We start from the raw sequence: 22,929 nt of genomic DNA, 5'->3' as shown, positions 1-22,929 counted from the left end.
GCATATAATTTTAAATCCCTCAAGCTTAGCCATATCAATCACATCCCTTGAAATCTTTGTTTTATTGACTAAGATCAGCTAATAGCACACACTTACAAATCGCTTCCTCTGCTGTCTCACAAGAAATGCCACTGTCATTAAATATGCTGATTGCAATTTCATTTCCGCGATATTTTACTGCCTCGATATCACATGCGTACCAATCGAATCCTCCATTTTCTCTGCTTTGTGGAATCACAGCGATACCTTCTTTTTTTGCTATATTCCAAGCAATAGAAATATTGGTAGAAGGTCGAAAATCATATACCTCTTTTAACTCATCCATAGTTACTCGATCACCATTTGCCCAACACGCTTGACACCTACTGGAGGTTTCAAGATCCTTAGTCTCCCAACCACAGTCTGGGCATGTGTGAACCTCTCGAATATATAAATCCTCATCATAGTATTTTTTATAGATGAGACTGTCTAACTCCTTACCTGCTTTTAAATCTAAGATGTAGTCTAAGTCCATGTTCGTCCCCCCATAAAATTCCTGTTATATTTCAAATGAAATAGCTGCTTTATTGGATTTTGCCGTCCCAACTTTCAAACCTATTCTCACCATTTTTCTTACTTAATTCTATGTCGATGTTCTCTTGTATTAATCTCTCATACTTGTTAACTTCATGACTCGCCATAGAAATTAAATCATATTTCCATTGCGCTGAATTATACCGTCCTTCAAAATATCCGCCAGATACCATTTTTAGCTTTTCTTTTCTGAAAAACCCTTTTACTTTAATGTATACATTAACAATGTGACACCAATCATCTTGTTCTACATCTACTAAATATTCCTTGCCTGTTTTTGATATTACAGGGTACTTTTTGTCCTCCTAATAAAAATGATATTTTATGGACATTATGCAGCCACAGCTAGTGTTTTTAAAATTGAGTCATATAGATTATCCTTATTTTGAAATTCCATAAGTCCAAGCTCTCTTACAATTTCTTTTAAATTTAACAAGACAAACTTATAGTCGTTCAAATCTAAATACTCATCTAAATCATCACGCAATTTACTCTTATCAATAATTGATCTATCAATATAAACCTTATCATTGTCTTTGCAATATATAGCTACTGCATCTGCTTCAATACCGTCGAATGTCTTGTTTAATACATCGATACAAGTTTCTTTTAACACCATTAGATCCCCAATTGAAAATACATTTCTGGTAAATCCGACTACGCGGCTAATCATATCGAATAGCATCAGTGCTCTTTGTTCTTTGGTTGTAAGTTGAGTATTGGTCATCGTTGCCTTGATCAATGTTTTTTCCTCTAATTCAGATATGTGAACTACATTTTGTTCGTAACCCAACATTTTCAAAACATTACTTTCAAATTTGTTCCTAGAAACGATAATTCTCAACCCATAATGCTTTGCAATATTGAATCTTTTCTCTTGTTCAACTACTTCATCAAAACCCAACCAAAAGACTGGCTCTTCATCAACAATAATATGCTTTCCTTGTCGTTCCTCAGTTTCATCAGAATTAATTTCAGGCCTCTCTATACTACTATCCGAATATCCACCATAGCTTCTAGTACCCTGTGCTCTTGGAGCTTTATCTCTTACTTCCTGTTCAATCAAAACTTCAGAAAAATGAGATTCAGATTGTCTAGATGCTTCAGATCTTACGAAAACTTCGTAGTCGTTTAATGACTTGATATCTGAATTCTTTTTCTTAGCTAATGCAATGCCATTCAAATATTTAAGATCATCTTCATTTTTAGTCTCAAGGACAAGAAATGTCATTTCATCTTTAAGTTTGCTCTTATCTGCATACTCACTAATTGACTCTAAATGCCTTTCAATTTCTTTCTGAGTGCCTTCAAGGAAACTCCTATTGGCTAATTCTTGAATTTGTTTTTTAATTTTTTTAAGAAAATCTTTGTATTTTTCATCTTTAATAATGTCTTTTCTGTCTGGAGCAGTTAGGTTCAACGTTTTATCTGTGATATGTAAGTCACCTTTGATATAGTAATAACTGTCAACTTTAGTTACAAAACGACCCTTATAGAACACTTTTAAATCGTGACTAAACCCTGTATTTAAAGCCACCCATCCTTTGAATGTTGGATCATCTTCAATCTTACTCATAAAGATGCTACCATCGCCTTCAGTCAACTCTTTCTTTGGCTGCAATTTCCCATCACAATAAACATCTAATTCATGTATGTATTTGCCTAGAATTTCAACTCGTTCACGAATTACATATGACCCAACTTGATTGAAATCAAAATTGTTTAAGACAAGTTTAAAACCGCTGTACGTTTCCTCAGTTTCTTTAATCTCAATGTCCGTATTGTTGCTTTGAATCATATTTGCCACATCAAAGATGATGTGTTTATTTCCTGAGAATACTTCGATATGATCACTTACGGTAATGTTACTGAAGAACCCCATTCCAAATGGCGATTCTGTTTTCTGAACATCTTCATCCCACTCCGACTCAGCAATTGAGAATAATGCTTGAGGATTCTCTAATACTTTTCCATTGTTTTCAATGGTCACTTTCTTTGCATTGTAGTCAACGGTAACATCCACTCGTGTTGCTTTAGCTCGTTGAGCATTCTGAATATCTTCGTCCAAGAATGACAACTTATCTTTGAATGTGCTTTGACGTAGTAACTTGAGCTGATTAATTACATTCACTTTTACTTCAACTTTATCCATTTGTCCTCCTTAAAATCCTCATGAGAGATATGTTTTATAGATACAAAGGTAGCCAATCACCGTGTTTATCACTGTACTTTATCTTTAGTGCTTTTAGCTCCTGAATTCTTGCCCACATTTGATTAGCAAATACAAACATATCGTCAACAATATATTGCTTCCTTTTGTCTTCTAAATCCAAAATACGCTCATCTACAAACTCTGTAATACTCATTTTCATCACCTCATGAAAGTTATCTTTTATCATGCATGTTGATTCATTCATACTCATCTTCATTATTTTTATCTATATAAATTCGTTGTTCTGTTGTCAACGAGTAGTATTCTATGATGTCGTCTACGTTACTAAATTGCATTATGATCTAACTCTCCTCATCTTCATCATCATACTCTTCAAACCACGCTGACACAGTTTCGCATTTTGGACATTTAATTTGCACCCATCTAGAATTTTGATTCCACCTATAATGATGCCCACTGCCACATCCAGTGCAATGAATATGTCCTTGTGTGTATGGCGCTTTATGAGCACCGTCAATCACATAAATAGGATACTCTCTTCCATCTGGATAACCTTCAGGTTTGTATGATATTTCTTCTAACATTATCTTGGGCTTCATTTTGTACACTTCCTTTTATATGATAAAATCTACATTTTATTCGATGCCTAAAATTTGCTCAAGAGTTACCCTTGTAACTGTTCCATCCTTTAACTCTACAAACATGCCTGCGTCATCACTGTTGATTTCATATTCAACTCCTAACTCATCAGCCACTTTTAAGAATCTATCCAGATCCATACACAAAACTCTCCTTGAATTCAATATTTTATTTGCTAACTCCAATAGCAAACTCGAAATCATGCTCTACATCATCAATAATATCTTTTAATAAATCGTTCGGATAAATTCGATACTTTCCTTTATTGAAAAAACTTTTATCATATTTGTTTGGTTTCTTTCCAGTGATATTAATAAAATCTTCTTTATCAACATCAAAACAAAACGACTCATGATCCCCATTTTTAATTCCTTTGAACTTGAACGTTTTCACTTTAACAGCCCCTCCTTTGAAAACATACTTTTATTTGCTTCTAGTCCTGTATTTCTCTAATATTTGTTTAGGTGGTGAATACCGATCCGAGTATAAGTGAATGCATACTGCATCAATTTCTTGTAAATATCTCATTTCATCCCACTCTTTTTATGTTATCAAAATGTTTTTATCTGCTTCGCTCTCTAGTTGAAACCTATGTAAAATTAAATCAACAATCGAATCTGCCATGTTCTTTACTAAACTAAGTCGCGTATTTCGTAATACTTCATATTCCATATAACCACCTACGTTAACTATTCCAGTGATACTATAATCTCCCGCGGCAGGTAGATCTTTTTTTACTCCAGCTCCAGCTTTTATTGAGCCTTTGAATACTCTTATATTCCCAATGCTTGTTACTCTGCCTAAGCAAGCATCAATAGCAATTACTAACTTATCGCTAGGTAGAATCATAAGTGTATCCATTAAATTCATTGCATGAACTGGATCATCAAGTGTTCCATAAACATTTGTGTAGCCTAGATCTGTCAATATGCTGCCAACCATGGGGGCTAAAGAGTCACCCGTTGAGCGATCTGTCCCAATACAGAGATATACAACGTCTTCATTTGTGATTCCATTAGGAAACGTTTCATAAACTTCCTCTAATAGTGATTCGAAATCCATCCAAACACCTACCAATATGTATTATATAATTTTTACTTTATATTAAATTCGTTATCTGATTTCTTAGATGTGATACATACAGCCACTACAAGCAAACCAGAGATAAAACCGACAACAGCGCTTGAGTAACAGGCTAATGCAAAATAGATAATCATCTCCTCCTTCCCATGAAATTGTCCTTTCATTTTAAACAAAAGGTGCTACACTTTGACTTAAGAAACTGGAATTTCTTTCTTGTCCTCAGTATAACACCTCCTATATTACAATTCAATAGTTATTTTTACTTTATTAATCATATTATTCTGTATTGATGTCTATCCTCATATAACTGTTTAAACGCTTCCTCTCCTAAATCTGTGGGAGAATGTTTTTCATCTGCTGAAAATACCTTTCTACCGTCCCACATAGCGAATACAGAGCGGGTATTGCCAAATTTCTTGGCTTGCTTCTTGATGTCTTCTGCAGTCTTATCTTTGTCATAAGCTAAAACAATTTTAATTTCCATTCCTAGACTTTTTATTAATTGTACTTGAAACTCTGAGATGTCTCCACCACCTATTGATAAGCAATTTCGAATCCCAAATTGAGTACTAAGCCAGCTTGTTTTCTCTGCCTCGTATATGATAACTTCCTTTGCCTCAATAATATAATACATAGCTCGGTGCCAGTTGTACCATTCATACATCATATTGAAAGGAATCAAATATAGGAATTTGGGGATGTTTTTTAATTCATATTCAAGCTCTAAAGTTCTGCCTTTGACAGAGATAATCTCGCCAAATTGATTATGTATTGGATATATAAGCCGTTCTGATTGAATATCGAACCCAATCTGAAACTCCAACTGTGTTTTATATTCTATTCCTTCATCCAAATACTTAACATGAGGATACATAACAAATTGGCTAAGAATTGAATCATCGAAGATTTCATTTTCTTTAATTTGATGTTTCTGTTTGCTTCGTTTTCGTTTTAGATCGTGCAACCACCTTAAATGGTCTTTTTTGGGTTCAGTTCGAGCGAACCCATTTAAATATTCATCATAACCTAATTTTTCACACAGCCATCTTTTCGATTTAGGAAGACATTTATGTATAGAATTATCATCATAACAATCAAAAACTATATATGAAATCAAATCAAAAATATCTATATTTGAAACGCTTCTAGTACGTATGCGGCATGAAATGTTTTCGTTTTGGTAAGCCTGTACTGACCTTGTACTATCACTGTTAAACTTGGGTGGCAACATTGCTTCAAATCGATTGTTTTTAAACTTTACTTCTTCACATTCCATTAAATTTAATATTTCTTTTAAACGATCCTCTTCTAGAATCCTCTTCTTAATATCCGTTAAGTCATTATTCATCTTGCCTCCTCCACCTAAGAAATAGAACGAGACATCATTTCTTGGACTACTTTGTAATTTTGGGTAATCCTATTTATATGTATAGTATCTATTAATTTGTATGACATAGACTCTTTTGCTATATAACCCATTTCACAATTACTAATAATTTGCGAGAGAAGGTAACTCTGTTCTACGTCAAATGTTATGGTATACTGTGGATTCTTCCATTTTTCATTGTACTTTAAGCCTGTATTGAGATTGAATTTATCATTTATTATTTTCTGTGCATAAGCAACTTCAGCTAAAGTGAATCTTCCAACTGATAGTTCATAGCTAGAATTTTTATTTTTGCCCCTTGGTTCATATTTATGTCCATCATCTAGAAGCCAAATCATCATTGAATTTGAATTCAAATTATCCATAAGATCATATCTGGACATCTTATAAAATTCATTCATTGCTACAATGTATTTTGTGTTAAAGGTAAATTGAGATTGACGTTTATGTCCATCTTTTTCATTCGACCTATCTTTAAATCTTAACTCTCTATGATTACATATATCCTTAATTAACTCAAATTTCATCTGACAATAGCTTTTTTGATTCTCAGCATGTGAAACATTTAAAGAAGTCGAATCATTTCGGTAATCAAAACCACCGTCACCTAATGCACTCCCAATAATCAAGTCCTTCTGAATTTCACTTAAAACATGATTGATTTTATATTTATTATTAACTAGTCCATATTGTCTCAAATAATACTTAATATTGTGAGCTGCGTATCCATTATATTTTTCTGCAATCTCTTTAGCGGTTAATCCCAGTTCTAAGTATAAATGTTTTAGGACATCTTCTTCTATCTTCATTCTTGGACTCTTCAACATGCTCCTCCTAAAACATTGTATTTGACTTACGTTCCATTTGAACCCAAGCCACCTCACGAAAACTATTTATCCCATAATTCACTTCGTACAAAATTTGTTCATCAACTCCACCATTTCTATTCTTAGCTAGAAAAAGAATCATGTATGTCTTGTCAGGATCAAGTCTGTATAGTTTTTTATGCCATTTCCCGTCAAATTCATCTTTTTCCCAGTTATAAGGTTTTAATTCATTTTTGCAATCTGGAAACTCATCTGAATAAAGCAATCTTCCCATCATTACGACAGAAGCAACCTCAACAATCTCAAGCGATTTACCAATTGCACTAAGATCTAGATATCGATATTCCTTGCCTATCTTTAATTGAACTGTTGCAAGCATTCCCATGTTATTTGCTTCAGGTTTGATTGAATCAAAAATCTCTTGCGCCGAGTTACTAAAAGCCTCCCACCTTTGAGCTTCTTTAGATGAGCTGTCAGGTTTGAATGTGTCTAAGATTGCATAGTTAAAATTTAAAGGTTTCATCATTTGAATCCTATTAATAACATCCTCGACTCGATACTTCTTTAGGTCGTAGAACTTAATAAGATCCCTCTTCTGCTCATTCAACCAGTCTTTTGCTGCATTTAACTTTGACATAGTACTTTCGTCAAATGATCCCTCTGTTAATTTTTCCCTATTAATCGCTTTATTCAATATTTTTGATGCGACTGTAGCTAAGATAAGGTTTCGTGATTTCCAAACATTCTCCTCATTGGTAAACATCAAACCGTTCTCTTGATTTTCAACCAAAGATAGTACGAATTTCTCCATTGATATGGAGCTCTTGCCCACTCCACTGCTTAGAACTAGATACATTAACTCGCCTTTTCTCCAACCTTTAATTTTCTTACTTAGCCGCGGGGAATCATGAAGCGGTAATCCCATGGCATCGCCTTCGTTCATCTTTTGGATAGCTACATCAAGATCATCAAGAAGATTGTATTCAACGACTTCTCCGCAATTAACATGAGAAAAGATTTGTGAAGTTTTATACTGAAAATAACTTTGTAATTGCTTCAAAGTCATCTTTACAAATTTATTCACTAACTCTTTTTTTGCTACATTAATTAAGCCCTCATCCTGAAATGATCTTAAACTTTCATATTTTTGAATTTCACTAAAATGATATTCGTCGTTGCCATTATTCTTTTCACATTCGTCCATAAGTTCTTGTACTGTATTGAAGCCACCGTACTCATTATAGTAATCAAAGTAGGACTTCTTCCCAGTCTCAGCTGGCTTCGAGGTAATAAATGAATAGACTGAAGCCTCATCGAAAGCTCTTATTCCTCCATCGAACATTTCTTTACCTATGTAATAATAGAAATACCAAATTTTCTTAGTAAAAGTCTCTTTCTCAATTTTATGTGACTTATATTTCGTGATTAAATTTGGATTCTTCCAAAGATATCCGATAAATAATGACTCATGTGGTTCTGATGGTAGAACAAATTCCTCAATATGTTTTTTTTCTTCTATGACCCAACATCTCCATTTTTTAGATGAATGCTGTAATATCTGATTCATCTTTTTTATATTTTATATTACTTTTACTTTCTAACGACATGTCATTTAATATTGGTTGCTGTTCTTGCCTTTTTTGTTTTTCTGCCTGTTTGTGTTTCTGTTCTCTTCGCCGTGAAGCTTCACTAATTTTTCCATACATGATCTCAAAGCAATAATGCATTGAGCTTTCACTATATGGTTCAATTAATTTATTGGCTAAGTTCCACTTTATTGAACCATCTCCCAACAAGTATGCATCCAAGATTAACTCATATTCGAAACCGCACTTATACTGCTTTATAAGTTTACCTGATTTTATGTAGGTACCATTTCTCAATTTCTGCAAACGAGTAATGAATCCTTTAGGTATCACAAGTGCGCTATGTATTTCTTTAACATGATTGTATAATCGATCCCAATGCTCATTCTCTATACACTTCTTTTCATATTCAGGTACACATGAGAGGTGAATGTTCTTATTATTTAATCTAGTCATATTTTTTTTAGTGCCATAGTTTTGACACTGAAAACATTTTACTTGCGCTCTTAAATCTTTATCGGTGTTATAAGCCTCATAACAGTTAACATGTACATATCGGTCTCCTATAGACTTCATCAGCACTTTTTCATCTTTAATATCACACCATTGACATTTAACAAGTCGTCCGATTTATATCACCTCCGTTTCACTTCACATCTCATTTTTTCTTGCTAAGCAGTAACAACAACAAAGTGTAAATAATAAAGCTAAGTGCAACAACAGCAAATCCCATTGTAATTGCTACGAAGATTCTGTCTGGGCTTAGTCCTGTAAAGTAACTTAATCCCATAACACAGAGGACAAATACAAAACAGAACTTCCAAGATCTCTTTGCGTCTCTCCAAATTTCCAATTGCAGTTTTAAAAATCCACACCAGTGTTTCCTAAACATTTTTCACCACCTTCATTCCAATGAAAACTATATTTCATTACATTTCAAAAACATAATTTTATTTTTAATCTCTAAATAATACTTTAGTGTTTAAAAATTTTGAGCAAAATCCCTTAACTCCAATACAATTCTTCCATTATCGTACACATCTAAAAAGAACTGTCTGCCATCAAAATGATCAAATGTGTAGACGTAGTATCCATCATCAAATCCACCGATTTTACCAAAAAAAGTGAGCTTTCCCCACTTATTGAAATAAACTAACGCCTCTTCATGGGAATTAAACTTTGGTATCCGCGATGTATCTACATTACTTTTTTTCATTGAATTCTCCTCCAAAAAGAACACTCGTTCTTATATTATACACTTGAAACGTGGCTTCAGTCACGTAAATATGATATGATATTAGAACAAATGTTCCTTTAGAGGTGATTTAAGTGAGTAATCGTCCCACTGCAGAAGAAATCGATAAAGCCCGTGAATTAGCATTACTTGAAATACTTCGAGATATCGTATGCAATAACAGAGATGATTTAAAGTTGTCTTCAATGACATTAAAATCACTTTACGTTTCTACAACGGATGCTGTTATTGATGATATCAACAATGACATACGAAAAATTAAACTATTGTTGAAGCAATCCGAGGCTAATTTATCCAAGGAGCGTTCAAATGAAAATGAATTAAGCTATGTATTACATTGCCGCGGATACACTGAGAAATTTAGTATTCTCAAAGGAACAGCCAAACCTGAACTTGGTGTTTTACTGAAGAAATATGTACAAAAAATTGAAAAGTTACTGTTTGAGATTGGTAAGAAGTGATACAATTTTTCTTACCCCTCAATACGATTGTAACACCAACATTTATTTTTGTATATGTTATTTTTACTTTATATATTAACTAATTCGTAAATGCTTTTTGTCTGTCACTAATTCTGCCCCTTCAATTGTTTTGCCACCTTTTAAAGCAGCAAGCAAACCCTTTGAATCAATAGTATCAGGTTGAGGCACACGGTAAGCAACTGGTACTTTTTTCTCATCCAAGATTTTCACAGATGCGGGGTTTGCTTGTAGTCTAACATTGAAATTCCCTGCTTTTACTTTCTCAATTTTATTAACTTCCAACACTGTTTGAGTGTAACTCTTTAAGCCATCAAATTTGCTCTCAAGATATTTTCGTTTCTGAGCTAGTCTCTTTTCTTCTTCTTTGTAAGCTTTAATATCGCCTTCAATATTGCGAAGAAACTTAACAATATTTTCTAGCTTATTTTCAAGTCCATCTTGCAATGAATCTAGAGTATCGATAAACATTTGCAGATCATCCTCGGTTAACTCTTCGCCTGAGTCTAAGGCGTTTTCCACCATTTGATTAAAAAACTTGTAGTCTTCAGCAAGATCGTATAATTTTGGCATATATATTTTATCTCCCTTGTATATTTATTTTTATTATTCTTTGGATTCGCTATTTTTAAAAACCATTTCTTCCCCATTTTTGCCTGCATTATAAGCAATTATCATAAGATCCGTAATTCTATTTACATCATTAAAATTACGACTAATTGTGTTGTCTTCAGACTCACCATCATGAAATCTTACTGAAGTTATTCTTACGTCATCTTGATACAATTCAATTTCATACGACTCTTGATAATAAACTTCATCAATACTATAAGTTTCAATAATCCTTAACACGCACATCTCTCCCTCAATCTATTTTCTTTGATTCTCAATAAACTTCTTAATTGTGATTAACTCTCTCATGTTCATTTTATTAAGTAATTCAGTACACTCATCGATGAGGATGTATAACTGTTCCTCGAAGTTTTTTCGAAGAGAGGAAGGACAATCTAATGTATTTGGAATAGCTTTTTCAAAAGCTTCTTCGCTGTCAGTACAACATTGATCATTATAATTCCAGTAACAGTACATATTGTTACAACTCATTTAATCACTCCTATTTTTCCCAATGAAAATCTCCTTTCATTACGAATTGAATAACTGCAGCTCTACCCTTCTCTTTTGTAGGCTTGCTATTTGTTTTTCAATTTCCTTTATTTGAGCATTATTCTTGTCTTCTTTATAAATGCCCATATCTTTATCCCATTGTTCTTGAAGCAACCACATATCTCTCTCATGTCCAGTAAAATCTTCGCCTGCCACATTTGAGATCTTCTTTATATTAAATGATGGTGCATTATAATCGCATCCAAGACCACAGCAGTCATGAATTGGATTATAGCCCTCATCTTCAGGTGTGCATTGACAATAACCTCCCCACATCTGATTAGAGCTTAGAACAATATCGTAGTAGTAAGAGCCCTCTTGCCAATTATTAAAATGAATGCTAATGACACCATCAGTGTAGCCGTCTGTATTATCTACTGTATAACTAAAATAGCAATTGTGATTTTCGTATGTATGAATTAGTTCTGTTAATTTATCTTTATGTTGGTGTAACGTATGAAAATATTCGCAAGCATTAAACTTTTGCTCTTGGCTTTCTTGAATCATAAACTTCTTCAAATCATTAAAAAATTTATCCATTTAATTTCTCCTTTTCTAATTTATCTTAAAAGTTGAACTTTATTTGGTTTTAATATCGAATTTTCTCTTAATACTCTCATAAGTATCGTTAAAATTATATTGTGATACATGAATTCCCTCTTCGCCACAATCTTTGCATATCCAAGGTGTTTTTGGTGGGTTTGTTGCATAAGAAAGACTAGAAAAAACTTTGTTTTTATGTTCGCAGTTGCTAATTACTATCATCTCCTCATAAAAGATTGTCTTTATTGGTATTTAAACTAGTTTTTCAAACTCATACACTACACCAAGAGCTCTAAGACATTTTTCAAATCATCTTATTATCTTATGTTATTTTTTCTTGTATCACGACTTTCGTACAATTCGGAATCTTCTCCAACAGATTCCTTAGCGTATCCGAGACATTCTTATATGTATTTTCTCTTATGATTTCATTATTCATGATCTCATTTTCGACTGATTTCCTTAGTTCACTATATAAAAATTGTTTATCTTCTAAGCTAAAGTTTGAACGGAACAGACCTAACTTAGTATTAAATTGTATTTGATCGAATGGTATATCTAATGATATCATCTGCATCTGACTTTTACTTAGTTTCAAAAATAAAGTCTGACCATAAACAACCACATCTTCATTATGTATACTGGATAAATCGATTCCTGTTTTAAAATATGTTTGAGCTATAATTTCCAATGTTCTATTACCAAGGTAATCTTTAATAGATCCATGATTTTGAAAAAATGAATCTGAAACTATGTACGTTTTTAGTCCATGTGTATCCAGCCCGACTAATTCTGACTTACTGTGTATGGCCTTGATTACAACATTCTTATCAATTACATCAGCCTCTTCAATATGGTTTAAACCTGTATACGCGTGGTGTACAACTTCTGGCTCGACGCCTCCACCAAGATGTAAGTTTGAAACAAAATAGGTAACTCCAGTGACAACGATGATTGTTGCGAATAATTTGCGATGTTTATATAGGTGTTTGACTATCAAATCCTTTCACCTTCTTTATGTTTTTTGTTTTTGAAATACTCATCTCCTGAAATTTCCTTGTTCGTTGCTCTTCTACATCTCAAGCATCGACTCAACGATCCTCTGTTGTAAATTTCCGCTTCAAATCCCTCAAAGCTGCACGTCACACAATGCTCAGTTTTATCAGCAGGGTCAAAGACATTCACTCATTCCGACAACTTTAAAATATTTACGAATCCACTTCTCTTCAATATCCGCTAAATCTTCTAAAACAACTCCCCCATTGGTTACCGCGGTAATCTCTAAACGCTGACCTTTTCTGAAATTATTCATACAGTCTTCTAGGGCTTCAACAATCATTTTTGGCTTATACTCAACAAGATGTTTTGATAACTCGTCAACTAACTCTTGCGCCTTACTCATAAATTCTAAGCTACCTTCTTTAATTTGATTGATAACCTTCCAAACTTCTTTATCGCCATTAGTGATGTATTTGACCATATCTGGGATATCAGTTTCATTAACAAATTTGATAATTTTGTTCAACTTTTCACCTCTTTTTTTCTAATGAAAGACAAGTTTCAATGCAAAACTTTTTCTAGAAACTTATCGATTTCTTCATCTTCCTCAACTTTGTTTCGTTTCTCATCTTTTGTTTGAGACACAATCATTGTAAAAGCATGATTGCCATATAAAAAACTTCTCTTAAATACTCTAAATAGGCAATTAATCTCATCTAGATCTGTCTCAATTATCAGCAAATTTTTTCCGTCATTTGATGGTGTACAATAGACTTCATCTTCGTCCCTAATCATCAAATCAGGGAAATCTGTACATAGTACATCTATTGTGAAAATATCAAATTGGTTTAATTTATGAAGTCTAATCCCTCTCATTCCTTTCCTTATAAAACTGCTGTTTTAACTGATTTAATATTTTATATCTCATTCCTCCGCAACGATACAGTGAGTAATTTCGATTGTTACTGTGGAATGAGGTGATAGAAATGGAAATATTATTTGAGAAAAAATCTACTGGTGCTTTCAAGTTCCAATTTAAAGTGAGTCCTACAGTTATGGCTGTAATCATCGGGCTGTTTTTATAACAGCCTTCTTTTTTCTTAATAAAATCCATCATTTATTTTCCTTAATCCATTTACATAATGCTTCCCATTCAATACTGTCACAATCGAATTCATTAACTCCCAGATGTTTTGCATACTTAGGATAATAAATTAAATGTCCAATCCCGTATGTTCTTCCTCTATCGCTGCACTCTTCGCAATCAGTGGCAGGGAAATTAATATAAGTAATGTCCCCTATAATCATGGTTATTTTTACTTTTTTATTTCTGCCTCCACATACATAACACATCTATTCTCCCCCAATGAAATCATCCTTTTATTGAATAACAATATATCCGTCTTCTTCGTTTATTCCATCAACGTCCATCTCAGTGCCACCATAATCCAGCATTACATTGGCATCTTGGTCACAATCTTTTAGATGTGCAATTAATTCTCGAACAGTCATTGGTTTATCACCCTTTCCCATGAAACTTTTATTTTATTAAAACTGAATCGGTTCATCTGAACCGTTGTACCATGTATAACTTACGAATTTCCAATTTCTATTCCCGAATCTTTCGCTTAACTCATTAATCTTAATTTGAAGTTCTTGAAGAGTTGTAGAAATGCTATGCGAATCATCATAGTCTGTAGAGTGTCCTAAAACTAAATCAACTCCCCAACGTTTTTCATCATAATCATAAACGGGAACAACTTCCCCAACCTTTTCTTTGTAATAGAACCACTCAACTGATTCATCATTTCCATCAATATCATCTGGTTCACGGAAACCCAAGCCTCTAAAAAACATGTAGGCTTCATTGTACTTATTGCTTCTTAGCTCTTCAATCTCAGCTCTTAATACTGTTTTTGTCTCGTTGCAGCTCATTCAGATTCCTCCGTTTTAAATAATTTTCTAAATTAATTCTTCCATTCCACGCCACAGAACATGATTGTCTTCAACCAATCTAAAATAATTATCGCTATCTTCATGTTGTCTGCTGTTGAGTAACTCAACAATATAATTCCCCCAATAATCATTGAGGTTCTCTGCGATCAAGTGATCAGCAATGTGCTCTCTAGCATAATTATCAACTTTAATGATTTTCATTTATAAACTCCTTTGTTGATGAAATCGCTTTTTATTTGTAATTAGTAAGTCCCCTACAAACTACTTACCTCCCTAAGAGCATCAACCATAATATCTAGACATTCAGTTGTTACTTCATGATGATCAAGCGATTCACCGCACGCACAAGAGATTTGACCTCCGCACTTATTAATATCCATTACTAAATCCTCCTTCACACACTTTCCTCCTCTAAGGTGATTAATATTGTATTCATTCTAAAAATTCCGATACAAGTTCCATTTCATCCGTGTCTGTAAACATCTTTTTCAAGTTCTGCTTTAACATACTTGAGGTCATCTATTTCATTTCTCACATCACGAAGAACAATGTTCAACCCTTTACTCTCTGGAAGTTTTTCGTAATCTGAGATCTTCCATCCAAGAATAAATAATTTATCATTAACTGCTTGAAGCAATGAATATTTTTGCCTATTGTCTAGTTCCATATGTAACCTCCATTAATATTCAACAAATACTTCCTTACCCTCAGAGAAATCTTTTAATGCTGACCAATAAGCCAAATAATCTTTTTGAATTACTGCAGCTTCCTGAATGCTACACTGAAATTCTTTTTTAATTCTGTAGCGAGTGCCGTGATCACCATTTCTCAAGGCCTCTCTAGTTTCAAGTGATAGCTGTAATACCCATTTCTGAGTTTCTTTCTCAAAATCATCTGATGTCGCTTTGCGAGAAAATTTCAAGTTCTCACCTCCATTTCAGATAAATGTGTGGTTTCATGTGATTATTAAAATGTATAAACGAAATAGTTTTCAGGAATTTCATTATAATAATTTGGCAAATTTCCTCGTTCTTGCAACCACGCATCGCCCTCGTCATTTAGACTATGAAATTCAACATCGAGAGTCTTATATTTATTCATATACCCAACAAGAGCCTCTCTTAGAATTTTATGATCCTCGTCAAACATCTCATTGTTTAAATAAAGACCTTCCCAATCGTCGCCTTGAACTAGTATAAATTTATCATTATTTAGCATCTGCCATTTCTCTCCAATCTAACTCCATTTGTTTCTCAATTTCCTCAGTCCACTTCCAAACTGGAACATACTGTTTAATCTTGCAGATATCAAGTTTTTCACATCCATCACAGTCGTGCATTGATGATGCAGTTCCAATGGGTTCATGTTCATTGCTTCCTCGATTAACATATCGATTACAGCCAGACCAAAATTGTCCGTCCCAAAGATCAATTGAATACTCATCTTCTTTAATTCTTGTAACAACTACTTGATGATCTTCAAATTCAAATACTTTATGTATATGTTTTGATTCTTCTAAATCAACTGTACAAAAGTTAACCATACTTTCAAATTCATCGGTATTCTTAATATTAAAACTTCCATAATAAAATACACTCATATTCTTATCCCCCTATTCCCGATGAAAGCGCGATTTCAATTGCCTCTTATGCATGTATCATATTTAATTTAGCTTTCTCACCCTTTAGTTCTAATGCCTTATTGTTGTATGCCTCTGCCGCTTCTATTTCGGTATGAAATCCACCAATTCTCATGTTCTTACCTTTGTGACATATCTGTGCAACCCATCGATCATCAACAAAACAAACACCTATGTATTGCGAAGATTTATTTTTAGCCATCCTATGTATCTCAAATTCATTTTCGCTCATTTCTAGTTTTTCTAGATCGTTCAATTTTGCAAACTCGCCATGATATTTTTTAGCATACAGGTTATATGCTGAAGCAGCGGCTATTTCATTAGAAAAACATCCAACTGTAACATTTTTATTGTCTACATTTAATCTGGCAAGCCAACACTGATTTGCTTTATACCAATAGACTCCTTTGTATTTCGAAGTTGGCTTTCTGTTGGCATAAGTTTTATTCTTTTTTCTATTCTTCATGTTCTCTGGATGTGTACATATTCTAAGATTACTTTTCTGATTATTCGACTCGTTCCCATCAATATGATCTACTACAATATTTCTCCCCAATTTCTCGGGTAACACTAATAATTTTTGAAGTGAATTAGCTCTCAATCCCATTTTCTTGTATTGTTTCTTTGGTGTGCACTGGACATATACGCCTTCCATTCTTAAATTAAAACAATTAATTAGAAACAAGTAGTCATCATCATCGACAAGAACATCATTCCCATCAACGACTATTATTTTCACGTTTCGCCTATGCAAACAACGCTGCAATATCTTCTAATACTTCTTGATCATCTGAAGTAAATGTAATTTCATCATCAGATCTCAAACCCAATGTAAACAGCCCAAGGATACTTTTAGAATCGACTCGAATATGTTTTTTGCTAACCTCTACTGTGCTTGTAGAGTGGCCTGCTGCATGAGTAATTTTTGAGATGAATTTGGTATCGATCTTCTCCGTAAGAACCTTAACTTTCAGAATATTTTTATTCATTTTCAATTCTCCTTTTCTAATAAAAAATTAGTTTGATTGGGTTTTACTCTTAGTGTTGAATCAAACTAAATGCAGTCAATCCATAACGAACATCATTATCAATTTCATCTGTACCAACTACGCATTCTCTCCCACTGAGACACCTTAATACAGTGCCTTCAGGCAAGCATCTCAGTAGCCAAAGTGGAACCAAGTAATTCTCACTATTATCGGAATACTTTCTGAATCCCAAGAATTTAAGTTCGTCTTCTGTTAGAAGGTTGAAATTTAATTTCTTCAACTGTTCTTGTGCAGTGTTATAATACCTTTCCAAATCTTCGTGACAGAATTCTGGACTCCATGCAAGCCAACTCATTAATGATATAAGTCATTACATTTGCTACATCGATTCCTTGAATATTCATTAAACAACTCCCTCTGCTTTCCAATAAAAATCTGATTTCATCGGTTATTTTTGATTCTGCAGTTTAGCAATCTCAACTTGTTTATTATTATCAGAAACCATTCCAACTGCAGTGCATCCTGCCACAGCAAAAACAATAATTGCAATTGTTAGTCCTACTGCCCAATCTTTCATCTGTTTTTCCTCCCTCATATTCCCAATGAAAACTAACTTTTATTGCTATTCGTCATATGCTCCATCTGTCTCAGCATCGAAAATGTATCTCATAATATCAATTGTCTTTGTCAATTTATCATTAGGAAGACAGTAATCAAATTGTTTATATCGGAATTTTTGTTGATCAACGCTTAACCGATTCATGATTGTCTCTTCACTATCTCCACGCTTTTTCATACGATTAACCCTAGTGTCTTCATCTACATTGAGATAGATAGAGATAAAATTGATATTCTTTACGTTGCTTTTAAGATCTTCAATTCCATCTGGATCAACCACATAAACATCACTCTCTGCCAATTGAGTTCTAGTTGTAAAGTAATGATAATCATTAAACCAACTATAAGCAGCAATCTCATTCTTCTCACGAAAGGCATCATAATCAACATCTGAGCAAAAGATATGCCCATATTCATCTTTCTTCCTAGCTGGTCTCGTTGTATAAGATTGAATTGCTTTATAACCGTAGAATCCAAGCTCACGAGCAATTTCAGTTTTCCCTGATCCACTCTCACCAAGAATAAGAAAAATCGTTTTTTTCAAATATTTTCAACTCCTCTTAGAAATTGATTTTATTTTCTATGTATTTCTCAATCCTCTTAACATCTTGAACTAACTCTTTTAAAGTCGCCGCGGTAGATTCTTTAACTTTGAGGCTTAAAGAAATCCACTTTGCACAACCTTTTACTGTCTGAAAGTTGGCTAAAACATTATATGTCTCAACGTCTCTGTTCAACTTCTTATCAAATCTATATCCTGTATACTTTACAACTTGATATCCATGTGTATCTGACTCAATGAATAAATTCGGTTCAATTTCGACTTTCAACTCTCCACCACGCTTTCCTCATATTTTTGCTTCCATTCACGAACGCGTTTCAAATATGTATTATCATCAATGTTTCTATGTTTTAAATAGCTCTTAGTACCACTGATTCCACGGTTATAGCTTATTACAGTCAGTGCAAACATATCTTCCTCATCGACACCTTGATCTCGCCAGTAGTCTCTGAGTTGTTTAAGGTAATGGATTGAGAAACGAACATTTGTTTTCGAATCCTTAAGATTATAAGTTTTAATTCCCATCTCATCAGCGATCGCTTTTGCCGTTGGAGCATGTAACTGAAATAACCCATAATCCGATGTTGTAGAAACAAGCTGAGTATTAAAATCAGATTCAACTTTAGCTAGAGCCATCATCAATTCATAACTAAGATTATTTTTCTTCGATTCCTCATATATGTAATCGAGCAACGCACTCGGTAGACGGTTATCTACATCCTTAATGTATGGTCGCTTTTCTTCATCATAAATAAATAAATATTTATTTTTATTATATTCATACTTTTTAATAAAAGCTGACTCAGCAATTGGCATTGAAATGTATTTTTCAGTTGTTTTCTCTTCCTTTACAACCGTCTCGATTTGAGAACAAGCGACTAATGATAGCGCAAGAGCAGTTATAAGGGAGAACTTTGTAATCGGTCTCTGCATCGTACCTCCTGAGTTATAGTTACTGCCTAGACGTTTTAATTTCTAGGCAGCTTATTGTAAATCAATCTTCTTTTCGTTTAATTCTTCATCATCTTAGAGATCTGAGTTTCCCCAAACTCAGATACGATATAATATCTCTTTCGTTGGGATTACTTTGCAGGATCACTTTCAAGCTTTTTAATGAACTCAAGAGCATCGTTAAGTGCCTTTACATCCAACACTTTCCTGTAGTCATGCGTACCCGATTCCTTGAAAATTTTTGTGAATTCTGGAATAATTACTTTCTTAATAGAAACATTAAATCGATTTGTTTCTTCAGTGATACTCTCAATAAGTTGAACAGCTAGCAACTCGGCATTTTCAGTCTCTTCAACGCCTTCAGCAAACCCTTTTGCTTTCTCATCTGACTCTTCTTGCTGTACAATTTTTAATTCCTGAACCGACTTGGTTGTCTTCTTTAATTGTCCTTTAACTGCATCTTCAAATACTTTCAGGAAGTTTTCAGCACTATACTCAACTGGTTCCGTTGGAAGATCCGTATAGCGTCCACCAGCAATTGAGATATATTCAGTTGGACGAAATACCATAACTGTACGAGTTTCGTGAAAGTTACTTCCCTTTTCCTTATTCTTTTTATCTTTAATATTGTCAGTCAATTCATTCCCTGATTTATCCATTACGACTACTTCATTAAACAAGCAACAAATCAAACTAGCCTGAGACTCAAAAATCTTTTTAGCAGTTGCATGCATCATCAGCTCAACAGAATTGTATTTCATACCATTATATAGGGTTGTTTCTTTCTCCTTCGTCCACGCCAAAGAGCAAATTCCATATCCAGCGTTCCTTAGAGCATCAAATGGTTTTTTCATTTCTTCGTAAAGCGCTGAATAACCGTTCTCTTTGTTATTTGAAACATCGCCAAGCTCCTGTAAAGAAACTATTTTGAGAACTCCATACTTTTTAGCACGATCTCTTAATAGCCATGCTGTTGCCGCATCAACACATCGGTCAGCAGTATCCACTCCAATTAATTTTACTTTACGGCCTGTTTTAGCCTCTTGCACAAGACCAGAAACGATATCTTTTTTGAAGAATTCCCAGACTTTCCAGAGATCTTCGTCTGATCCCTCTTCATGGACAGGAATGATATTTTCTAGCTCCCATGTTTCATAACCGCTCTCAAACGCGATGAGCATTGCTTCTTCTGGATCAGTATAATGTAACTCCGTTGCCTCTTTCCATAGCCTTGTTTTCCCTGTTTTATATCCTCCGACAATCAAGGACATAATTGAGTGAAGCTCAACTTTTGGTGTGTTAGTACGAACTTTATTTCTAAATGACAAATATATCTCTCCCTAATTTTATTTTTATTATTTATTAAAAAATTAAGCAAACGGGTCGAATTCCTCATTAGTGGCAAATGGATCAGTTTCCTTTGATGTCTCTGTAACAAAAGGATCGTTCGCTTGAGTTGAGACTGATTTAGTGACTTCTTCTTCTGTCAATAGGCCGCGCATCAATGACTGCTTAACGAAGCCAGTAACCTCAAGTCCCTTCTTGTCCCCGTTAACAACTCGTTTTTTCTTTGTAGATCCAACATCTGTCCCAACATCATTAAATGGATCGTTTTCTTCCATGCTGCTCTCAACATCTACATAAGCAAACGTGGCTCTATTGTTATCTACTCCGATTACTTCAATGAAATCCAGTGGATTCAGTGTCGCAAATGCGTCCGCAAGTGGCTTACTTCCATCAGTAGTTTCATTATAATAGACAGTCATTTCTACATCCCGCGGCTCTGATCGTTCTTTGCCATAAGAAAGGAATACGCCATTTACCTTTGTGCTTTTATCTTCTTCTTGATATGTACTCTTGATTCCAATTTGCATATTATATGTATTTACTTCAACAAAATCAGGAGATTCAAAATCACACACATATGTAATTTCTTTTCCTTGAGATTTGATGACTTCCAACTTTCCATTTACAAGCACTTTTCCATCAATAATTGGATTCAAATAGCCAATTTGACGACTTACACCCTTAATTGTCTGCTGTTGTTCATTTTCAAATTCATAAGGATTGTACTTGCCTTTAACCTCAACCCAACCATCTGTTACTACAATTTCTTTTAATTTATCAATTTTGTCCCAGTCTGGATCAATCAAGTGATAAGTATCGTCTGGATATTTTGATTTATCAAACCGATCAGCCCATGCTACCTTGTCAGCTTTCTTATGCTTGCTGCTATATGGATATGCATAAGGTTGTTCTTTCCCTGTTAACTTAACTTTGATATCATTACTCAATGCAGTTTCAAGGATGAATTCCAATACCTTTTTCTTGCCATCTTCTTCGAGTCGGAAGTATGGAACATCTTCCCAACTATCCGTACTCTCATTTTTATTTTTAACTGGTTTGATTTTACCGATGAAATGGTTACTATTTACAAATTCTTTTCCTGTGTGGTATTTGCCCTTATTAATTTTATACTTGTTATCTGCCATATGCATTTTCAATCTCCCTTATATTAAATTATTTTTACTATATAATATATTCTGGAGAGCGAGGCGGTGCTCGATCAGTTATTATAGATCATCACAACCTTTCGTTGTATGTTTATCTAATCACGCCTAAGCGTGTTATTTTAGTGGAGCCTATCGGACTTGAACTGATGATCTTGAAATTTATTTATCCATCTAAGCTAAGGCTCCTTGTGGCTCATTAATAATATAACACACGATTATAATTATGTATATAGTTATTTTTAGTTTATAAATTCTATTGAAATTCGTCTTTCATCGGAGTTAGACAAAAAAATCATAAATCACATTTTTTTGTCTAACTCCGCATTTAACCTGACATTCTCTCGCAACAAATTCGCGTTCTCTTCCAATAACTTTTGTACGTCTGATACATCCTTGCCAGAAACCCAGCCATACAAATCGTCTCTTCCTTTATACTCTTTCAACTTTTCATGAATAACCCAACTAATGTGCCATTCTTCTTCAATATGGAGTATGGGCATCTCCTCCAATACGGATTGCTTAAACTCTTGGAACTTCTGATAGTCTGACATTACTACAAAGTCGTATGGCTTTTGTCTTAATGCTTCATCTGTTAAAACAAGAGCGAATCTTGGCTTACCTAGTTCTCCAGCATAATCATATTCCCAATGTGGATAACTCTTCGATTCATCGGGAAGCATTGTTCCATAGATTCCTCCGAGAATGAGGATATATACATCGGATTCATGAATCCATCTCTTAATCGTTTCCATTGGACTTTTCATAAAGAATGGCTCTATCCCAATTCCAGCAGGAATGTGACCAGCGTTAAGAACAGCTTCTACAGCGGCTTGACGTTCTGCAACTAGATCGGCAAAAGTAGACGATATGAAGACTTGTAGTTTTTTTCTCATAGGTCACCTGTATTCAAGAAAAATATTCTAAATAATACCATTAGAGCACTGCATCTGTCAATGAAATGTATGAATTGTATTTTCACTATCTATTTGACTT

General features: G+C 34.0%; 36 protein-coding genes. 1 reads left to right on the top strand and 35 read right to left on the bottom strand.

Going from position 1 to position 22,929, the window contains the following annotated elements; all coding sequences use genetic code 11:
• Window positions 1–61: 61 nt before the first annotated feature.
• From BC351_RS01115 to BC351_RS01055, 12 genes are all read right to left on the bottom strand, one after another.
• Complete coding sequence (locus tag BC351_RS01115) at window positions 62–514, bottom strand: hypothetical protein (protein ID WP_079408869.1); 453 nt, start codon at window positions 512–514, stop codon at window positions 62–64.
• Between the two features lie 390 nt (window positions 515–904).
• Entirely contained in the window at window positions 905–2,725 is a 1,821-nt protein-coding gene (locus BC351_RS01105; RefSeq protein ID WP_079408867.1) for an ATP-binding protein, read from the bottom strand.
• Between the two features lie 34 nt (window positions 2,726–2,759).
• On the bottom strand, window positions 2,760–2,939 hold the full coding sequence (locus BC351_RS01100; protein ID WP_144028226.1) for a hypothetical protein: 180 nt from the start codon (window positions 2,937–2,939) through the stop codon (window positions 2,760–2,762).
• A 148-nt stretch (window positions 2,940–3,087) separates the two neighbouring features.
• Window positions 3,088–3,345, bottom strand: coding sequence for a hypothetical protein (locus BC351_RS01095; protein ID WP_079408865.1), 258 nt, complete (start codon window positions 3,343–3,345; stop codon window positions 3,088–3,090).
• A gap of 36 nt (window positions 3,346–3,381) precedes the next feature.
• Window positions 3,382–3,525 carry a hypothetical protein gene (locus BC351_RS42020; protein ID WP_158081949.1) on the bottom strand — a complete coding sequence of 48 codons (144 nt, stop codon included), beginning with the start codon at window positions 3,523–3,525 and terminating at the stop codon, window positions 3,382–3,384.
• 28 nt (window positions 3,526–3,553) lie between these two features.
• The gene (locus tag BC351_RS01090) at window positions 3,554–3,778 is read right to left on the bottom strand and encodes a hypothetical protein (protein WP_079408864.1); all 225 of its coding nucleotides are present in this window, start codon (window positions 3,776–3,778) and stop codon (window positions 3,554–3,556) included.
• A 150-nt stretch (window positions 3,779–3,928) separates the two neighbouring features.
• Window positions 3,929–4,447: a spore protease YyaC gene (gene yyaC / locus BC351_RS01085; RefSeq protein ID WP_079408863.1), complete on the bottom strand. Its 519-nt coding sequence runs from the start codon at window positions 4,445–4,447 to the stop codon at window positions 3,929–3,931.
• A gap of 292 nt (window positions 4,448–4,739) precedes the next feature.
• Window positions 4,740–5,816 carry a DNA primase gene (locus BC351_RS01080; protein ID WP_079408862.1) on the bottom strand — a complete coding sequence of 359 codons (1,077 nt, stop codon included), beginning with the start codon at window positions 5,814–5,816 and terminating at the stop codon, window positions 4,740–4,742.
• 14 nt (window positions 5,817–5,830) lie between these two features.
• The gene (locus tag BC351_RS01075) at window positions 5,831–6,664 is read right to left on the bottom strand and encodes a hypothetical protein (protein WP_158081948.1); all 834 of its coding nucleotides are present in this window, start codon (window positions 6,662–6,664) and stop codon (window positions 5,831–5,833) included.
• Window positions 6,665–6,689: 25 nt separating this feature from the next.
• Window positions 6,690–8,249, bottom strand: a complete 1,560-nt coding sequence (locus BC351_RS01070; protein WP_244208846.1) for a DnaB-like helicase C-terminal domain-containing protein — start codon at window positions 8,247–8,249, stop codon at window positions 6,690–6,692.
• Complete coding sequence (locus BC351_RS01065) at window positions 8,221–8,844, bottom strand: hypothetical protein (protein WP_079408860.1); 624 nt, start codon at window positions 8,842–8,844, stop codon at window positions 8,221–8,223. The genes BC351_RS01070 and BC351_RS01065 overlap by 29 nt, the downstream gene beginning before the upstream one ends.
• A 406-nt stretch (window positions 8,845–9,250) precedes the next feature.
• Window positions 9,251–9,484: a hypothetical protein gene (locus tag BC351_RS01055; RefSeq protein WP_079408858.1), complete on the bottom strand. Its 234-nt coding sequence runs from the start codon at window positions 9,482–9,484 to the stop codon at window positions 9,251–9,253.
• A 113-nt stretch (window positions 9,485–9,597) separates the two neighbouring features.
• Between BC351_RS01055 and BC351_RS01050 the strand changes: the two genes are divergently transcribed.
• Window positions 9,598–9,984 (top strand): YhjD family protein, encoded by a 387-nt coding sequence (locus BC351_RS01050; RefSeq protein WP_079408857.1) that lies wholly within the window; start codon window positions 9,598–9,600, stop codon window positions 9,982–9,984.
• A gap of 75 nt (window positions 9,985–10,059) precedes the next feature.
• Here the strand turns inward: BC351_RS01050 and BC351_RS01045 are convergent, their stop codons facing one another.
• The 23 genes from BC351_RS01045 to BC351_RS00935 all read right to left on the bottom strand — a co-directional run bounded on the left by BC351_RS01045 (window position 10,060) and on the right by BC351_RS00935 (window position 22,829).
• Entirely contained in the window at window positions 10,060–10,575 is a 516-nt protein-coding gene (locus BC351_RS01045; protein ID WP_079408856.1) for a siphovirus Gp157 family protein, read from the bottom strand.
• Between the two features lie 33 nt (window positions 10,576–10,608).
• Entirely contained in the window at window positions 10,609–10,854 is a 246-nt protein-coding gene (locus BC351_RS01040) for a hypothetical protein (RefSeq protein WP_079408855.1), read from the bottom strand.
• Window positions 10,855–11,145: 291 nt separating this feature from the next.
• Window positions 11,146–11,706 carry a hypothetical protein gene (locus BC351_RS01030; RefSeq protein ID WP_079408853.1) on the bottom strand — a complete coding sequence of 187 codons (561 nt, stop codon included), beginning with the start codon at window positions 11,704–11,706 and terminating at the stop codon, window positions 11,146–11,148.
• A 325-nt stretch (window positions 11,707–12,031) separates the two neighbouring features.
• Window positions 12,032–12,709 carry a DUF4230 domain-containing protein gene (locus BC351_RS01025; protein WP_079408852.1) on the bottom strand — a complete coding sequence of 226 codons (678 nt, stop codon included), beginning with the start codon at window positions 12,707–12,709 and terminating at the stop codon, window positions 12,032–12,034.
• 171 nt (window positions 12,710–12,880) lie between these two features.
• Window positions 12,881–13,234, bottom strand: a complete 354-nt coding sequence (locus BC351_RS01020) for a hypothetical protein (RefSeq protein WP_079408851.1) — start codon at window positions 13,232–13,234, stop codon at window positions 12,881–12,883.
• A gap of 35 nt (window positions 13,235–13,269) precedes the next feature.
• Window positions 13,270–13,584 carry a hypothetical protein gene (locus tag BC351_RS01015; RefSeq protein WP_079408850.1) on the bottom strand — a complete coding sequence of 105 codons (315 nt, stop codon included), beginning with the start codon at window positions 13,582–13,584 and terminating at the stop codon, window positions 13,270–13,272.
• Between the two features lie 237 nt (window positions 13,585–13,821).
• Window positions 13,822–14,061, bottom strand: a complete 240-nt coding sequence (locus BC351_RS01005; protein WP_079408848.1) for a hypothetical protein — start codon at window positions 14,059–14,061, stop codon at window positions 13,822–13,824.
• A gap of 27 nt (window positions 14,062–14,088) precedes the next feature.
• Window positions 14,089–14,220 carry a hypothetical protein gene (locus BC351_RS43795; RefSeq protein WP_279628291.1) on the bottom strand — a complete coding sequence of 44 codons (132 nt, stop codon included), beginning with the start codon at window positions 14,218–14,220 and terminating at the stop codon, window positions 14,089–14,091.
• 36 nt (window positions 14,221–14,256) lie between these two features.
• Window positions 14,257–14,643 (bottom strand): hypothetical protein, encoded by a 387-nt coding sequence (locus BC351_RS01000; protein WP_079408847.1) that lies wholly within the window; start codon window positions 14,641–14,643, stop codon window positions 14,257–14,259.
• Between the two features lie 27 nt (window positions 14,644–14,670).
• On the bottom strand, window positions 14,671–14,865 hold the full coding sequence (locus BC351_RS00995) for a hypothetical protein (RefSeq protein ID WP_079408846.1): 195 nt from the start codon (window positions 14,863–14,865) through the stop codon (window positions 14,671–14,673).
• A gap of 262 nt (window positions 14,866–15,127) precedes the next feature.
• On the bottom strand, window positions 15,128–15,331 hold the full coding sequence (locus tag BC351_RS00990) for a hypothetical protein (protein WP_079408845.1): 204 nt from the start codon (window positions 15,329–15,331) through the stop codon (window positions 15,128–15,130).
• A gap of 12 nt (window positions 15,332–15,343) precedes the next feature.
• Window positions 15,344–15,586 carry a hypothetical protein gene (locus BC351_RS00985; protein WP_079408844.1) on the bottom strand — a complete coding sequence of 81 codons (243 nt, stop codon included), beginning with the start codon at window positions 15,584–15,586 and terminating at the stop codon, window positions 15,344–15,346.
• A 44-nt stretch (window positions 15,587–15,630) separates the two neighbouring features.
• Window positions 15,631–15,882, bottom strand: a complete 252-nt coding sequence (locus BC351_RS00980; protein WP_079408843.1) for a hypothetical protein — start codon at window positions 15,880–15,882, stop codon at window positions 15,631–15,633.
• Complete coding sequence (locus BC351_RS00975) at window positions 15,872–16,264, bottom strand: hypothetical protein (protein ID WP_079408842.1); 393 nt, start codon at window positions 16,262–16,264, stop codon at window positions 15,872–15,874. The genes BC351_RS00980 and BC351_RS00975 overlap by 11 nt, the downstream gene beginning before the upstream one ends.
• A 46-nt stretch (window positions 16,265–16,310) precedes the next feature.
• A complete protein-coding gene (locus tag BC351_RS00970; protein WP_144028225.1) occupies window positions 16,311–17,042 on the bottom strand; it encodes an HNH endonuclease in 732 nt (243 codons plus the stop codon).
• A gap of 7 nt (window positions 17,043–17,049) precedes the next feature.
• Complete coding sequence (locus BC351_RS00965; protein ID WP_079408840.1) at window positions 17,050–17,292, bottom strand: HPr family phosphocarrier protein; 243 nt, start codon at window positions 17,290–17,292, stop codon at window positions 17,050–17,052.
• A 448-nt stretch (window positions 17,293–17,740) separates the two neighbouring features.
• Complete coding sequence (locus tag BC351_RS43790) at window positions 17,741–17,869, bottom strand: hypothetical protein (protein ID WP_279628290.1); 129 nt, start codon at window positions 17,867–17,869, stop codon at window positions 17,741–17,743.
• Between the two features lie 45 nt (window positions 17,870–17,914).
• Window positions 17,915–18,454: an AAA family ATPase gene (locus BC351_RS00960; protein ID WP_079408839.1), complete on the bottom strand. Its 540-nt coding sequence runs from the start codon at window positions 18,452–18,454 to the stop codon at window positions 17,915–17,917.
• Between the two features lie 16 nt (window positions 18,455–18,470).
• Window positions 18,471–18,740, bottom strand: coding sequence for a hypothetical protein (locus tag BC351_RS00955; protein ID WP_079408838.1), 270 nt, complete (start codon window positions 18,738–18,740; stop codon window positions 18,471–18,473).
• Window positions 18,737–19,405 carry a lytic transglycosylase domain-containing protein gene (locus BC351_RS00950; RefSeq protein ID WP_079408837.1) on the bottom strand — a complete coding sequence of 223 codons (669 nt, stop codon included), beginning with the start codon at window positions 19,403–19,405 and terminating at the stop codon, window positions 18,737–18,739. Before BC351_RS00950 ends, BC351_RS00955 begins: the two co-directional genes overlap by 4 nt.
• Before the next feature lie 149 nt (window positions 19,406–19,554).
• Window positions 19,555–20,751 (bottom strand): AAA family ATPase, encoded by a 1,197-nt coding sequence (locus BC351_RS00945; RefSeq protein ID WP_079408836.1) that lies wholly within the window; start codon window positions 20,749–20,751, stop codon window positions 19,555–19,557.
• Between the two features lie 42 nt (window positions 20,752–20,793).
• A complete protein-coding gene (locus BC351_RS00940; RefSeq protein ID WP_144028224.1) occupies window positions 20,794–21,915 on the bottom strand; it encodes a hypothetical protein in 1,122 nt (373 codons plus the stop codon).
• Between the two features lie 320 nt (window positions 21,916–22,235).
• Window positions 22,236–22,829 carry a DUF4062 domain-containing protein gene (locus BC351_RS00935; RefSeq protein ID WP_079408834.1) on the bottom strand — a complete coding sequence of 198 codons (594 nt, stop codon included), beginning with the start codon at window positions 22,827–22,829 and terminating at the stop codon, window positions 22,236–22,238.
• Between the last annotated feature and the right edge of the window lie 100 nt (window positions 22,830–22,929).

The organism is Paenibacillus ferrarius, from assembly GCF_002027705.1.
Lineage (GTDB): Bacteria > Bacillota > Bacilli > Paenibacillales > NBRC-103111 > Paenibacillus_E > Paenibacillus_E ferrarius.
This window is presented reverse-complemented; position numbering and strand designations above follow the sequence as displayed.

Excerpts from the sequence above, each read along its gene's own strand:
- BC351_RS01115 (WP_079408869.1), bottom strand. The coding sequence starts at position 514 with ATGGACTTAGACTACATCTTAGATTTAAAAGCAGGTAAGGAGTTAGAC.
- BC351_RS01105 (WP_079408867.1), bottom strand. The coding sequence starts at position 2,725 with ATGGATAAAGTTGAAGTAAAAGTGAATGTAATTAATCAGCTCAAGTTA.
- BC351_RS01100 (WP_144028226.1), bottom strand. The coding sequence starts at position 2,939 with ATGAGTATTACAGAGTTTGTAGATGAGCGTATTTTGGATTTAGAAGAC.
- BC351_RS01095 (WP_079408865.1), bottom strand. The coding sequence starts at position 3,345 with ATGAAGCCCAAGATAATGTTAGAAGAAATATCATACAAACCTGAAGGT.
- BC351_RS42020 (WP_158081949.1), bottom strand. The coding sequence starts at position 3,525 with ATGGATCTGGATAGATTCTTAAAAGTGGCTGATGAGTTAGGAGTTGAA.
- yyaC (WP_079408863.1), bottom strand. The coding sequence starts at position 4,447 with ATGGATTTCGAATCACTATTAGAGGAAGTTTATGAAACGTTTCCTAAT.
- BC351_RS01080 (WP_079408862.1), bottom strand. The coding sequence starts at position 5,816 with ATGAATAATGACTTAACGGATATTAAGAAGAGGATTCTAGAAGAGGAT.
- BC351_RS01075 (WP_158081948.1), bottom strand. The coding sequence starts at position 6,664 with ATGAAGATAGAAGAAGATGTCCTAAAACATTTATACTTAGAACTGGGA.
- BC351_RS01070 (WP_244208846.1), bottom strand. The coding sequence starts at position 8,249 with ATGAATCAGATATTACAGCATTCATCTAAAAAATGGAGATGTTGGGTC.
- BC351_RS01065 (WP_079408860.1), bottom strand. The coding sequence starts at position 8,844 with ATGAAGTCTATAGGAGACCGATATGTACATGTTAACTGTTATGAGGCT.
- BC351_RS01055 (WP_079408858.1), bottom strand. The coding sequence starts at position 9,484 with ATGAAAAAAAGTAATGTAGATACATCGCGGATACCAAAGTTTAATTCC.
- BC351_RS01045 (WP_079408856.1), bottom strand. The coding sequence starts at position 10,575 with ATGCCAAAATTATACGATCTTGCTGAAGACTACAAGTTTTTTAATCAA.
- BC351_RS01030 (WP_079408853.1), bottom strand. The coding sequence starts at position 11,706 with ATGGATAAATTTTTTAATGATTTGAAGAAGTTTATGATTCAAGAAAGC.
- BC351_RS01015 (WP_079408850.1), bottom strand. The coding sequence starts at position 13,584 with ATGAGAGGGATTAGACTTCATAAATTAAACCAATTTGATATTTTCACA.
- BC351_RS01005 (WP_079408848.1), bottom strand. The coding sequence starts at position 14,061 with ATGTGTTATGTATGTGGAGGCAGAAATAAAAAAGTAAAAATAACCATG.
- BC351_RS43795 (WP_279628291.1), bottom strand. The coding sequence starts at position 14,220 with ATGACTGTTCGAGAATTAATTGCACATCTAAAAGATTGTGACCAAGAT.
- BC351_RS01000 (WP_079408847.1), bottom strand. The coding sequence starts at position 14,643 with ATGAGCTGCAACGAGACAAAAACAGTATTAAGAGCTGAGATTGAAGAG.
- BC351_RS00995 (WP_079408846.1), bottom strand. The coding sequence starts at position 14,865 with ATGAAAATCATTAAAGTTGATAATTATGCTAGAGAGCACATTGCTGAT.
- BC351_RS00990 (WP_079408845.1), bottom strand. The coding sequence starts at position 15,331 with ATGGAACTAGACAATAGGCAAAAATATTCATTGCTTCAAGCAGTTAAT.
- BC351_RS00980 (WP_079408843.1), bottom strand. The coding sequence starts at position 15,882 with ATGCTAAATAATGATAAATTTATACTAGTTCAAGGCGACGATTGGGAA.
- BC351_RS00975 (WP_079408842.1), bottom strand. The coding sequence starts at position 16,264 with ATGAGTGTATTTTATTATGGAAGTTTTAATATTAAGAATACCGATGAA.
- BC351_RS00965 (WP_079408840.1), bottom strand. The coding sequence starts at position 17,292 with ATGAATAAAAATATTCTGAAAGTTAAGGTTCTTACGGAGAAGATCGAT.
- BC351_RS43790 (WP_279628290.1), bottom strand. The coding sequence starts at position 17,869 with ATGAAAGATTGGGCAGTAGGACTAACAATTGCAATTATTGTTTTTGCT.
- BC351_RS00950 (WP_079408837.1), bottom strand. The coding sequence starts at position 19,405 with ATGCAGAGACCGATTACAAAGTTCTCCCTTATAACTGCTCTTGCGCTA.
- BC351_RS00940 (WP_144028224.1), bottom strand. The coding sequence starts at position 21,915 with ATGGCAGATAACAAGTATAAAATTAATAAGGGCAAATACCACACAGGA.
- BC351_RS00935 (WP_079408834.1), bottom strand. The coding sequence starts at position 22,829 with ATGAGAAAAAAACTACAAGTCTTCATATCGTCTACTTTTGCCGATCTA.